Origin of the sequence: Sphaerisporangium rufum (assembly GCF_016863395.1) — a bacterium.
Classification (GTDB): Bacteria; Actinomycetota; Actinomycetes; order Streptosporangiales; family Streptosporangiaceae; genus Sphaerisporangium; species Sphaerisporangium rufum.
Map to the genome: position 1 here is coordinate 87,527 of NZ_BOOU01000054.1, position 11,831 is coordinate 99,357.

An 11,831-nucleotide genomic window follows, 5' to 3' on the forward strand; every position below is an offset into this window, starting at 1 on the left:
CGCCCGGGGGCGGCCGGCGGCGGATCGGCCGGCCGTTCGATCCGGCGGGCCGGCCATCGGCCGAAAGGACGATTCGCTCCGCGAAGACCGTCTTTGCTGGACATAAGGGGCGGGCCGGGCTGGCAGAATCGCCCGGGTGAGAGTTCTCGTCGCCGACGACCAGGAGCTGGTGCGCACCGGCTTTCAGATGATCCTGGACGCCCAGCCGGACATCGAGGTCGTCGCGGCCGTCGCCGACGGCGTCGCCGCGGTCGAGCAGGCCCGCCGGCTGCGCCCGGACGTCTGCCTGCTGGACATCCGGATGCCCCGGCTGGACGGCCTGGAGGCGACCCGGATCCTCGCCGGCCCCGGGGTGCCCGACCCGATGCGGGTGGTGATCGTCACCACCTTCGACCTGGACGAGTACGTCTATGGCGCGCTGCGCGGCGGCGCGTGCGGGTTCCTGCTGAAGGACAGCGGCCCGACCTTGCTCATCGAGGCGGTGCGCGCCGCCGCCAACGGGGACGCGCTGGTCTCGCCGTCGGTCACCGTGCGCCTGCTGGAGCACCTGGCCCGGCCCGCCGCGGTGCGCGGCCGGCCGCCGCGCGAACCGCTCACCGAGCGGGAGCTGGACGTGGTGCGGCTGATCGCCCGGGGGCGGACCAACCAGGAGGTGGCCGCCGAGCTGTTCGTCTCGCTGTCCACGGTGAAGACGCACCTGGGCAGCATCTTCGCCAAGCTCGGCGCCCGCAACCGGGTCGAGATCGCCGCCTGGGCCTGGGAGTCCGGCCTCATCCGCTGACGCGGCCGTCCGGCGGGCCGCGCCGGCCGGTCGCGGCACCCGATGGGCGGGCGGCGCACGGCGGAAGGCCCCGGCCGATACGGCCGGGGCCCGGTCGGTGCCGTGGTCAGGCGTCGGGGATCTTGGTGAGGAGGCCGGTGGGGACGGTGGTGGTGGCGGGCTTGCCGAGGGCCTCCCACTGCTCGTTGGTCAGGGCGCGCTTCTTGCCGCCGGTCACGGTGTAGATGGCGTCGTCGGCCACATCGCGCAGGTAGCTGCCGTCCCGAGGGATCGCGCCGAAGGTGTTGATCCACTCGATCGGGACGTTGGTCGACTTGGGGCTGCCCAGCTGCTGGTACTCCGGATAGCTCAGCCCGTACCTGGCACCGCCGACGGTGAGGTAGACCGAACTGTCGGCGGCGTTGCGCAGATAGGTCCCCGCCTTGGGCTCGCGGGCCAGCGTGTTGACGAACCCGATCGGCACGTTGGTGGAGGCCGGCTTGCCCAGTGCGTTCCACTGGTCATAACTCAGCCCGTACCTGGCCCCGCCCGCCACCACGTAGATCGAACTGTCGGCCGGGTTACGCAGATAGGTGCCATCGGAAGGCACCGCACCCAGCTGGTCGATCATCGCGACCGGCACATTGGCCGACGCCGGCTTGCCCAACGCCGAGTACTCCTCGTAGCTGAGCCCGTACTTCGCCCCACCGGCCACCACATACACCGAACTGTCGGCCGGATTACGCAGATACGTACCGTTGCCCGGCACGGTGCCATAACCATCGATCACCCGCACCGGCACGTTCACCGACGCCGGCTTCCCCATCGCCACGAACTGCTCATAACTCAGCCCGTACTTCGCCCCACCAGCCACCACATACACCGAACTATCGGCGTTGTTGCGCAGGAACGTCCCATCCCGCGGCTCCGACGGCTGACTACGAATCCACCCCGCCGGCACCGCCGTCGAAACCGCGTTCCCATACCCGGCCGCGTTCACCTCCGCCATCGTCAGGAACGGCACCGCCGCCCCACCCGCGATCACCGCGATCGAACCATCCGGCTCCCGGTAGACGGCCCCCTCCCTCGGCGCCGTCTCGCAGCCGTTGGCACTGGTGACGTTGTTCCATTCCCGGTTGTTGGCCTGGCCGTACTGCACCCCGTTGAAGGTCGCGATGACCCGCTCGGAGCCCGCCTCGCCCCAGCTGGCATAGCCGTCGTGGTTCGCGTCGTAGGCCTGCTCGTAGTGCAGGTGCGGGGTGCCGTTCGACGTGGGGCCGGTGGCTCCCACGCGTCCGATCGCCTGGCCCTGCTGGACCTTCTGGCCGACGCTGACCGCCCGGGACTGCAGGTGGATGTAGGTGGTGAAGTGGCCGCCGCCGTGGTCGATCTGGATCATGTTGCCGGCGTTGGAGTGGTAGAAGGACTGTTTGACGGTGCCCGCGGCGGGGGCGATCAGCAGGGCGCCGTTGGTGCCGGTCTGGTCGGGTTCCTTGACCATGTCGAGCGCCGGGGCGTGTCCCCAGGAGTTCAGCTGCCATTTCTGGCCGCAGGGGAAGGGAAGCTGGAACGCCGGGGTCGCGGCGCTCGCGGGCAGGGGCGGGGCCACGGCCAGACCGGCCAGCGCGAGCGCGGCCACGGCGACCACGCGGCTCATGCGGCCACGGCCATGGGAGGTGATGCTGTTCATCGTCGGCTCCTAGCGGTTGTGGGGAGACGTCCTGGGGAGTCGGTTCTCGGAGTTCTCGGAGTTTCCGGCGCACCGGCCGGCGGAACTGGGCGGAAGTCGGGTTTCGGACAGAATGGATCCTTTTGCCGGAGGCATGGTCTTTCGAGCGGCCGCGGCCGCGGCCGGCCAGAAGTCCTGGCGCACCCTGAACCGGCGACGAACTTCGGGTCGCTGATTTGGGGCTTTGACGTCGGCCGCCGCGAAAAACGTTAGAACGGTCCGCTGCAGCCTCAGCGGGCCGCGATCTGGAGCCGGTGCGGCGGTAGCCGATCCGAGGGGAATTGCCGTACTCTGCCGCCTGACATGCCTTTCTGCACCGACGGCCGGCCGATTTCGGGTGGTGACCGGCGGCCGGGCGGCAGAATCAACGGCAGATCACGGAGGGGCGTTCGCATGTATGGGGGCTTCGGATGCGGCCGGTGGAAACCCTGCTCGGCGAGTCGATCCGTCACCTTCGGGTCACCGCCGGGCTCACCCAGCAGGAACTGGCCCGCTCGGCAGGGGTGAGCGAGCGTTCGCTGCGCGACATCGAGGCGGGCCGGGTGGGCCGGCCCCGGCCGTCGTCCTTGCGGCGGCTGGGGGCGGCGTTACGGTTGTCCGACGAGGAGGTCGAGACCCTGCTGTCGCGGGTCCGGGCCACCGGCCGGACGGCGCACGGCGACCGGATGCACATCTCGGTTCTCGGCCCGCTCAACGTCCGCCGGGGTGAGGCGCCGGTCGGCATCGGCGCGGCCAAGCAGCGGGAACTGCTCGGCCTGCTGGCGATGCAACCGTCGCAGGTGATCACCAGGGACGAGATCATCGCTGTCCTGTGGGACGATCGTCCGCCCAGGACGCACCTGAACCTGATCCAGGGCTATGTCGCTTCGCTGCGCAGGTCACTGGGTACGGCCGCCCGCGGCCCCTCGGCGTCGGTCGTCACCTCGGCAGGCGGCGCCTACCGCCTGGAGGTGGAGCCCGGCCAGCTCGACCTGCTGGGCTTCGGCGATCTGTGCCTCCAGGCCAAGGGCGCTCTGGTGGCCGGGCACCTGTCGTCGGCGGAGGAGCTGTTCGGCGAGGCGCTGGGCTGCTGGCGGGGCTCGGTCCTGGCCGGCTCCGGTTCGGCGTTGCGTAACCATCCCGCCGCAGTGGCCCTCGACCGGCGCAGGATGGAGATCGCGCTGCGATTCGCCGACCTGGCGCTCGCCGGCGGACGTTTCCAGCAGGCCGTCGCCCGGCTGCACGACCTCCTCCGCGACGAGCCGCTGCACGAAGGGCTGCACGCGCGTCTCGTGCAGGCGATGGCCGGCGGCGGCGAACAGGCCGCCGCCCTGCGCCTGTTCGGCGACATCCGCAGCAGGCTCGCCGAGGAGCTGGGCGTCCAGCCCGGGCACGAACTCGCCGCCGCGCATCTGCGCGTGCTGCGCGGGCATCCCGCCTTCCCGGCCGCGCCCGACGCGCTCACACCGGCCCCGGACCCGCCGGACGCCGGACCCGCCGCCGGAGCACCCGGCCCCGCCGCGCCGCCGTGGCACGCCCCGGCGCCGAGCCAGAGCCCGGCCGGCGGCCCGCCGGCCGTCGGCGCCCTGAGAGCGCCATCCGCTCCGCGGCCGTCGCCGGCGGATGACGGCCGGCGGGCGCCGGCCGTGCGGCCGGCCGTCCCGGCGCAGCTGCCGTTCGTCGCCCGCGGCTTCGTGGGGCGGCGCGACGAACTCGTCCGGCTGGACGCCGCGCTGGGCGGCGGCGGGCACCCGACCATCGTGACCTTGTCCGGCACCGCCGGCGTCGGCAAGACGACGCTGGCGGTGCACTGGGCACACCGGGTGCGCGACCGCTTCCCCGATGGCCAGCTCTATCTGAACCTGCGTGGCTACTCGGCCGGCCGGGCGATGGAGCCCGCGGACGCGATCGCGTGTTTCCTGGACGCGCTGGACGTGCCCTCGTCGCGGCTTCCCCCCACCCTCGAGGCCCAGGTCGGCCTCTTCCGCAGCCTGGTGGCCGACCGCCGGATGCTGGTGGTGCTGGACAACGCCAAGGACGCCGAGCAGGTGCGCCCGCTGCTTCCGGGATCGCCCGGTTGCCTGGTCCTGGTGACCAGCCGGGATCGGCTCCCGGGCCTGGTGGCCGTCGAGGGGGCGCGGCCCCTCGGCCTGGACCGTCTCTCGGCCGCGGAAGGGCGTGAGCTGCTCGCCGGCCGTCTCGGCTCCGATCGGGTCGCGGCCGAGCCCGAAGCGGTGGGCGAGATAATCGGGCGGTGCGCCCGGCTGCCGCTGGCCCTCGCGATCGTGTGCGCCCGCGCCGCGGCCAACGCCCACTTCCCGCTGGCCACGCTCGCCGCCGAACTCGGCGGGGCACTCACGTTCTTGGACGCGTTCCACGGCGGCGATCCCACCATCCAGCCGCGGACCGTGTTCTCCTGGTCGTATCGCACGCTCAGCCCGGAGGCGGCGCGGCTGTTCCGATTGATGGCGCTCCATCCCGGCGTGGACATCGGCCTGGCCGCCGCCGCCCGCCTGGCGGACATCCCGGAGGAGCGCGGGCGGCGCCTTCTCGGCGAGCTGGTCCAGGCGCACCTGGTCGACGAGCAGCGGCCGGAGCGCTACACCTGGCACGATCTCCTGCAGGCGTACGCGGCCGAACGCACGCACGAAGAGGACGCCGCGGCCGAGCGCGTCGCCGCCGTGCACCGCCTGTACGAGCATTACCGCGGCATGACCCAGGCCGCGGCGGGCCTGCTGTATCCGCAGATGGTGCGGTTGCCGGACGAGGTCTACCCGTCCGGCCGGTCGCCGGCCCGCTTCGACGGACCTCGCGGTGCGATGTCCTGGCTGGACGCCGAGCATCTCAACCTCTATGCCGCGGTCGTCCGGGCCGCGGAGGACGGGCCGCGCCGGGCCGGGTGGCTCATCGCCGACGCGTTACGCGGGTACCTCGCCAAGCGCCGGCACTCGACGCAATGGCTGACCGTGATGAAGGGCGCGTTGTCCGCCGCATGCGCGGACGCCGACCTGATGGGACAGGCCGCCGCCCATCTCGGCATCGCGCACGCCTACCACACGACGAATCGCCAGAAGGAGGCCACCGACCATCTCGACCATCTACTGGAGACGAGCCGGCGCGCCGGCTGGATGGCGGGTGAGGCCGTGGCGCACGGGAACATGGGCACCATCCATGGGGAGAGCGGCCGCCTGACGGCGTCGTACGATTGTTTCCGCCAGGCGTTGCACATCTGGCGCCATAACGGCTCCGAGATCTACGAGGCCACCGTCCTCAACAATCTCGCGACGCTGGACCGGTACTGCGGGCGGTTCGACGCCGCCGTCGGCCACCTGGAACGGGCGATCGCCATCTGGCGGTCGGCGGGAATGCCGGCCGGGTCCCCCGCCGCGCTGAACTCGCTCGGCCAGGTCTACCGGGATCTCGGCGAGTTCGCGCTCAGCGCCGCCTGCCTGCGGGAATCCGCCGATCTCACGCTGGAGACACGCGACCTCAACGTCCATGCCGCCGCGCTCGCCACGCTCTCCGGCGTGCACCACGACCTGGGGCGGATGACCGAGGCGCTGAGAACGGCCGACCTGGCCCTGCGCCTGACGGGCGTGCACTCGCTCGACCGCAGCAGATGTCTCACGTACAACTCCTACGCCGCGGCCTGCCACGCCGTCGGCCGATATGATGGGGCGCTCCACCACTACCGCCGCAGCCTGGACCTGGCACGGGAGTCGGGGACCCGCCACCACGAAGCGGAGGCGCTCATCGGGCTTTCGGCCCTGCACATGGACCGCGGCGACCTCGAGCAGGCACACGACGTCACGGCAGGCGCGCTGGCCATCGCCGAGCGGGTGCGCTACCCCGTCGCGGAAGGCCAGGCCTTCGCGGCGCTGGCCGAGATCCACCTGCGGCGCGGCGACCCCGGCGCGGCGATCGAGCACGCGCGGCGGGCCGTCGACGTGCACGGCCGCATCCGCCACCGCCTCGGCGAGGCGCGCGCGCTGGTGCGGCTGGGGAACGCCTTCGGCCATGGACCGGACCGGGCACCCCAGGCGGCCGTCGACCACTGGCGGCAAGCGCTGGCCATCTTCACCGACCTCGGCACCCCCGAGGCCGATCAGGTCCGGTCGCTGATCGACCGGGCGGGCCGCCCGTCAGGAGCGGGTGGTGGCGGAGACGACGGTGTGGTGGGTGACCGTGGTGTCGTAGCCGGCGAGCACGGCCTGGGCGGCGGGTTCCACGACGGCGGTGTCCACGTCGGGTGAGGCGAACCCGCGGACGGCGTCCATCGAGGCCCACAGGGTGATCACCTCGATGTCGACGTGGCCGTCGCGGTCGTGGTTGAGCAGGTAGGCGCCGCGATGGCCGTCGAGGCCGCGCAGTTCGGGGAGCACCGACGTGGTGAAGTGCCGGTGATAGGCCGCCGCGCCCTCCCGGGTGGCCGTCGCACGCCAGATCCTGGCGATCATCACACTTCTCCTCTCCGGGTGGTCCGGCGGAACCCTCCTCGGGAGCGCCGCATGGCGGACCGGGGGTCTCGTGAACAGAACCCTAGATCCGCACGTGGAGATCTTGGGTCTTATCGGTCGCCCCGTCGATTAACGGAGAGGCGCGCTGGATAGGAGTGAGATCAGGCGTCGCGCTACGTCGCGCAGCGAACACGACCTTCAGCGCATGCCAGGGAGGAAGCCATGCGCCATACCCGATCAGCGGTGCGCAGGTCGGCCGCCGGCGTCTATCTGGCGCTCGCCGCCCAGATCGCCACCCTGACCTGTTTGGTGATCTTCGAGGAGGCGCGGGGCAGGCTGCTCGCACGGCAGGTGGCCGAGCTGGGCGGCGACCCGCACGCCCCGGGGACGCAGGCCGTCGCCGGCGCGGCGACCTGGTTCGCCGTGCTGATCCTGCTGGTGGCGGCCACGACGATCGCCGCCGGCTGCTCCTACTTCGCCTGGCTGCGGCAGGCCGGCGCCGCGCCCGGCGCGATCGCCCTCGCCTGGCTGGTGCCGGTGGTCGATCTGGTGGCGCCCGCGTTGCTGCTGCACTCGCTGCGCCGGGACGCCGGGCTGCGCCGGGAGCGGCACGCGGTCTGGCTGACGCTGCTCGCCGCCTGGTGGGCGTCCTGGCTCACCATGGTGTTCCTGGTCTTCGTCCGGCTGCCGTTGGCGCACCCGGCGGGCGGCCGGACGCTGACCGGCATCGGGCCGCGCGAGCTCGCGGTCGCGGTGCTGGCGGCGGTGCTGTGCGCGGCGACGGTCCGCGAGGTGACCGCCGCCCGGCTGAGCGCCCGCCCGTCGGGCATCGCGCCCCGGCTGAAGCTGCTGCCCGCGCTGCGTTCCCTCCCCCGGCACACCTACCCGGCCCGCGACTGAAGTCCCGGCCCGGGACCGGGTCCCGGCCTGGGGTTCAGGCGGGTCCGGGACCGAGGTCCGGCCCGGGGTGAGACCGGCCGGGACGGAGGACGGGGTTCACCCGGCCGCCCGGTCACCGCCGGCGGGAAGGGTGCGGCGGCGCGGGAAGGCGGCCGGCGGGCCGGAGCTGCCCTGGCTGGCGTGCCACAGGGTGCGCGGCGGGGTGCGCAGCCCCGGCGCCGGGCCGATGTCGGCGTACGGGGACAGCCGGTAGCCGTTGCCGTACTCGACCGGACGCCCGCCGACACCGCCGGACCGCCCGGGGGCGGCATCGAGGACGGCCCGCACCGCCGCCGGGCCCTCGGCGCGCCATAGCTCGTCCAGCTCGGCCAGGTTCCAGCAGTCCAGCGCGCGCAGCGACACCGCCCGGGCGCCGACCCGCCGCACCGCGCCCCGGGCGACCAGCAGCCACGACCCGAACAGCGTCGCCGCGCAGTGCCCCTGCACCGACTCGAAGAAGGTCAGGTCGATCGGGCCGGTGGAGTCGTCCAGGGTGGTGAAGATCACCCGCTGCCCGGAGCGCACCGCCGGGGTCTGGGTGGCGACCTTGACCCCGGCGACCAGGATCTCCGCGCCGTTGCGCATCCTGAGCAGCTCGCGCGCCCGGACGACCCCCAGCGCGTCCAGCAGCTCGTCGTAGAAGGCGATCACGTGCCGGCTGACGTCCAGGCCGAGGATGTCCAGCTCGGCGGCCACCGCCTCGGCCTCGGTCATCTCGGGCAGCTCGCCGGGCGTCACATGCTCGGTGAACCCTAGCGGGAGCTGCGCGGCCGTCCCGCCCGGCGGCCCGGCGCCGGTGCCCGGTGCCGGGCCGGTGCGCGGCCCGGTGCGCGGGCCGGGGCCGGTCCGGCGCGCGGTCACGCCGGTGGCGGACGCCCGGTGCAGCGCGCCGGCCTGCGCGACCAGGTCGCGGCGGGTCAGCTCGCCCGGCCGCCAGCGCGGCTCGCCGGGGCGCAGCCCGTAGAGGGCGTCGAACCCGCCGGCCTGGATGATCCGCTCGGCGACCGGGCGGGACGGGCGGGCCCGCGCCCAGAAGTCGGCCAGCGAGGTGTAGGGCCGGCCGGCGACCATCCGCTCGACCTCCGGCTCGCTGATCCCCTTGACCGCCGAGAACGGCACCCGCAGGCCATAGCCGGCGCCGGGCGGGGCCAGGCGTTCCACCTGCCAGTCGCGGCCGGAGGCGTTGACGTCCAGCGGCAGCACCGCGACCCCGCACTGGCGCGCCTCGTCCAGGATCACCCGGCCCGGATACATGCCGGGATCGTGGGCGAGCACCCCGGCGAAGAACGCGGCGGCGTGGTGCCGCTTCAGCCAGGCCGACTGGTAGGTGGGCAGCGCGAACGCCGCCGCGTGCGCCTTGCAGAACCCGAACGAGCCGAACGCGTCGAGCACCTGCCAGGCCCGGTCGGTGGTCTCCCGGTCGTACTCGGGCAGCACCTCGGCCTCCCACCAGGCGCGGGCCCGCTCCCGGCCCTCGGGGGTGGCCAGGTCACGGCGGATCCGCTCGGCCTCCGACAGGCCGCAGCCGGTCATCACGTCCACGATGCGCAGCACCTGCTCGTGGAAGATGACGACGCCGTTCGTCTCGGCCAGCGCCGGCCGCAGCGCGGGGTGCGGGTAGCGGGCCTCGCGCCAGCCGTGCCGGGCCTCCAGGTAGGGGGTGACCATGTCGGAGTTCACCGGCCCGGGGCGGAACAGCGAGATGTCCACGATCAGGTCGTGCATCGTGCGCGGTTCCAGCTTGGCCACCAGCTCGCGCTGGCCGGGCGACTCGATCTGGAAGCAGCCGAGCGTCCGGCCGGTGCAGATCATGTCGTAGGTGGCCTGGTCGTCCCGCGGCACGTCCCGGTCGATGTCGATCTCCGCGCGGTCCACCCGGCGGATCTCCGCCAGGGCGTAGGCCATCGCCGACTGCATGCGCACGCCGAGCACGTCCAGCTTGAGCAGGCCGGCCTCCTCGACGTCGTCCTTGTCGAACTGGCTCATCGGGAAGTCCAGCAGGCTGCGCTCGACCGGGGTGCGGTCGCGCAGCCCGGAGTTGCCGACCAGCACGCCGCACGGGTGCAGCGCGATGTGCCGGGGCAACCCGTCCAGCCGCTCGGCGAGCAGGAACACCGTGGCGAGCGCCTGGTCGTCCAGGCCGCTGCCGCGCAGCTCCGGCAGGTCCGACAGCGCCGAGCGGATCTGCCGGGCCCGGATGTGCGGGAACGCCTTGGCGATGGCGTCGATCTCGTGCGGCGGCAGCCCCATGGCCGCGCCGACGTCGCGGATGGCGCTGCGCGCCCGGTAGGTCTCCATCATGGACACGCAGGCCACCCGTTCGGGGCCGTAGCGGTCCAGGATGGCCTGGTAGCAGTCCAGCCGGCGGGCCGACTCCACGTCCACGTCGATGTCGGGCAGCCCTTTGCGGCCCTCGGACAGGAAGCGCTCCATGAGCAGGCCGTGCTCCAGCGGGTTCACCTCGCCGATGCGGGTCAGGTAGTTGACCAGGCTGCCCGCGCCGGAGCCGCGGATGGCGCAGCGCACCCCCATCTCGCGGATCATGCCGGTGATGTCGGACACCACGACGAAATAGGCGGACAGCCGCTTGTTCTCGATCACCGCCAGCTCGGCGGCCAGCCGGTCGCGCGCCTCCCGGGAGCGGGCCAGGCCGCGGGCGGCCAGCCCGTCGTCGCAGCGGCGGCGCAGCTCGGCCACCGGATCGCCGGCCACCTCCGGCAGGTGCAGCCGCTCCCGCCCGCCGCGCAGCGCGAGCACCTCCAGCGGGTCCAGGACGCACCGCTCGGCGGCCGCCCGGGTGGCGGCCAGCAGCCGCCGCGCCCGGCCGGGGTCGCCGCCGCAGATCCGCGCGGCCACCCGGGCCATCTCGGCGGGGCTCTTGAGGTAGGCGTGCGAGGCGGAGTGGTCCAGGTGCCGGGCGTGCAGCGGGACGAGCCGGCGGGCGGCGTCCAGCACGTCGCCGACCCGGTAGTCGCCGGCGTCCAGGTGCCGCACGGCGTTGGTCAGCACGGCGGGCACCCCGGCCGAGCCGGCCAGCGCGAGCATCCGGGCGGCGGTGGCGGCCTGGCCGGGGCCGTACTGGTCGACCACCTCGACCGCCAGGTCCGGGACCGCGGCCCGCCAGGCCAGCAGCAGCGCGCGGGCGTGCTCGTCGCGCCGCCCGGCGACCGCGCGGCCGACGTCGGAGCGCGGGCCGAGCAGCACCAGCAGCCCACCGGCGTGCTCGGCGACCATCTCGCGGGTCACCCACGGCTCGCCGCGGCGGCCGGCCGCGTGCGCGGCGCCGGTCAGCCGGCACAGGTGCGCCCAGCCGCCGGACCGGGCCAGCACGGTGACCCGGTCCTCCCCGCCGCTCGCCGCGGCCGCCGGGCCGGCACCGGCGAGCGGCGGGCCGGCCCGCCCGGGGTCGCCGGCCGCGGGCCGCAGTTCCAGGTCGACGCCGACGACCGGCGCGATGCCCGCGTCGTGGCAGGCCTGGACGTGCTTGATCGCGCCGTACATGCCGTCGCGGTCGGTCAGCGCGAGGATGCCGGCGCCGTGCCCGGCCGCCCGGCCGGCCAGGTCGGCGGGGAACGCCGAGCCGTACCGCAGCGAGTAGGCGGACGCGACGTGCAGGTGGGGGAACATCAGTCCCACGCCCTCAGCAGCAGCCAGCCCTCGGCGGCGGTGTCGAACCGCAGCTCGTAGGTGCCGGGGTCACCACCGGGCGTGGCCTCGACCCGCCAGAACCGGCGCTCGCCGGGGTCGGTGTCGGAGACCTTCCACCACTCGCGGGAGGTCACCCAGTGGTCCAGGACCCGGCGCACGACGTAGAGCCGGTCACGCCAGACGAAGCGGGCGGGCTCGCCGTCCCGCACCCACACCTCGACGGGATCACCGTAGATTCTGCTCAAGGCGGTCTTCTCCCGGGCTCGCGGAACTATGGGGCACCCGGGGGAAGACGGTGCTGGTTCGAACATATGTTCTC

Annotated in this window: 7 protein-coding genes; 3 read left to right on the plus strand and 4 right to left on the minus strand. The window is 73.7% G+C overall.

Features of this window, described 5'->3' with window-relative positions:
• The first annotated feature begins 136 nt into the window (after window positions 1-136).
• Window positions 137-781: a response regulator gene (locus Sru01_RS20090; protein ID WP_275412189.1), complete on the plus strand. Its 645-nt coding sequence runs from the start codon at window positions 137-139 to the stop codon at window positions 779-781.
• 106 nt (window positions 782-887) lie between these two features.
• Here the strand turns inward: Sru01_RS20090 and Sru01_RS20095 are convergent, their stop codons facing one another.
• The gene (locus Sru01_RS20095; protein WP_203988775.1) at window positions 888-2,450 is read right to left on the minus strand and encodes a M23 family metallopeptidase; all 1,563 of its coding nucleotides are present in this window, start codon (window positions 2,448-2,450) and stop codon (window positions 888-890) included.
• 449 nt (window positions 2,451-2,899) lie between these two features.
• Between Sru01_RS20095 and Sru01_RS20100 the strand changes: the two genes are divergently transcribed.
• The gene (locus tag Sru01_RS20100; protein ID WP_203988776.1) at window positions 2,900-6,721 is read left to right on the plus strand and encodes a tetratricopeptide repeat protein; all 3,822 of its coding nucleotides are present in this window, start codon (window positions 2,900-2,902) and stop codon (window positions 6,719-6,721) included.
• On the opposite strand, the gene Sru01_RS20105 is transcribed toward Sru01_RS20100, so the two are convergent.
• A complete protein-coding gene (locus Sru01_RS20105; protein ID WP_203988777.1) occupies window positions 6,611-6,925 on the minus strand; it encodes a hypothetical protein in 315 nt (104 codons plus the stop codon). The genes Sru01_RS20100 and Sru01_RS20105 overlap by 111 nt on opposite strands.
• A gap of 222 nt (window positions 6,926-7,147) precedes the next feature.
• Between Sru01_RS20105 and Sru01_RS20110 the strand changes: the two genes are divergently transcribed.
• Window positions 7,148-7,825, plus strand: a complete 678-nt coding sequence (locus tag Sru01_RS20110) for a hypothetical protein (RefSeq protein WP_203988779.1) — start codon at window positions 7,148-7,150, stop codon at window positions 7,823-7,825.
• Between the two features lie 96 nt (window positions 7,826-7,921).
• Here the strand turns inward: Sru01_RS20110 and Sru01_RS20115 are convergent, their stop codons facing one another.
• Window positions 7,922-11,491: a DNA polymerase III subunit alpha gene (locus Sru01_RS20115; protein WP_203988917.1), complete on the minus strand. Its 3,570-nt coding sequence runs from the start codon at window positions 11,489-11,491 to the stop codon at window positions 7,922-7,924.
• Complete coding sequence (locus Sru01_RS20120) at window positions 11,491-11,757, minus strand: DUF6504 family protein (protein ID WP_203988780.1); 267 nt, start codon at window positions 11,755-11,757, stop codon at window positions 11,491-11,493. Before Sru01_RS20120 ends, Sru01_RS20115 begins: the two co-directional genes overlap by 1 nt.
• Window positions 11,758-11,831: the final 74 nt, after the last annotated feature.

Bases quoted from the DNA above. Each gene is read 5' to 3' on its own strand.
- Sru01_RS20095 (WP_203988775.1), bottom strand. From the start codon at position 2,450: ATGAACAGCATCACCTCCCATGGCCGTGGCCGCATGAGCCGCGTGGTC.
- Sru01_RS20100 (WP_203988776.1), top strand. From the start codon at position 2,900: ATGCGGCCGGTGGAAACCCTGCTCGGCGAGTCGATCCGTCACCTTCGG.
- Sru01_RS20105 (WP_203988777.1), bottom strand. From the start codon at position 6,925: ATGATCGCCAGGATCTGGCGTGCGACGGCCACCCGGGAGGGCGCGGCG.
- Sru01_RS20110 (WP_203988779.1), top strand. From the start codon at position 7,148: ATGCGCCATACCCGATCAGCGGTGCGCAGGTCGGCCGCCGGCGTCTAT.
- Sru01_RS20115 (WP_203988917.1), bottom strand. From the start codon at position 11,491: ATGTTCCCCCACCTGCACGTCGCGTCCGCCTACTCGCTGCGGTACGGC.